This window comes from Kosakonia sp. H7A, from assembly GCF_003028445.1.
Classification (GTDB): domain Bacteria; phylum Pseudomonadota; class Gammaproteobacteria; order Enterobacterales; family Enterobacteriaceae; genus Kosakonia; species Kosakonia radicincitans.
Genome location: NZ_PYTZ01000130.1, coordinates 1 through 444, shown reverse-complemented (window position 1 = coordinate 444; position 444 = coordinate 1). Strand labels below are relative to the sequence as shown.

The following is a 444-nucleotide window of genomic DNA, read 5'->3' as shown; positions in this document are numbered from 1 at the left end:
TATCAAAGGGTCTGCTGGAAACGATTCCCCAAGATGTTTCGGACGTCGATGTTCTCGGTGTCTACGCCAAGCACCCCACCAAAGACGAGCATAGCTGGCGTGCCGTCAAGCTGAGTGCCGCCTGAGGAATCGCATCCATGTCCGATCGGGTCCAATCTCTCATTGCCGATGTCCAAGCGCGGATCGTTCCGCGGGACAAGCTGCCGGAGAACCTGCCAAACAAGTGGCCAGGCTCCGAGGTGCTGGCTGGAGAGTGCACCGTCGAACCCATTGAGGAAGTCGACCTCCAGTACGGCGATGCGCCTGGCATCTGGCCTGAGCAGCCCGAGGACAGGGAGATCCTGCCGGGCGGTGTCACCCATGTCGCGTTCCCGGAGGGCGTGGATGGCGGCACGGGGCTGCAGGCAAGCAAGTCGCCGCACGGAATCGACTCGGTTGACTCGC

The 444-nt window shown here is 62.2% G+C and carries 1 protein-coding gene; it reads left to right on the top strand.

The annotated features are described in order from the left end of the window. Positions 1-137 precede the first annotated feature (137 nt). The coding region (locus tag CWM66_RS28570; RefSeq protein ID WP_146159985.1) for a hypothetical protein at positions 138-444 on the top strand (307 nt) is incomplete at its 3' end.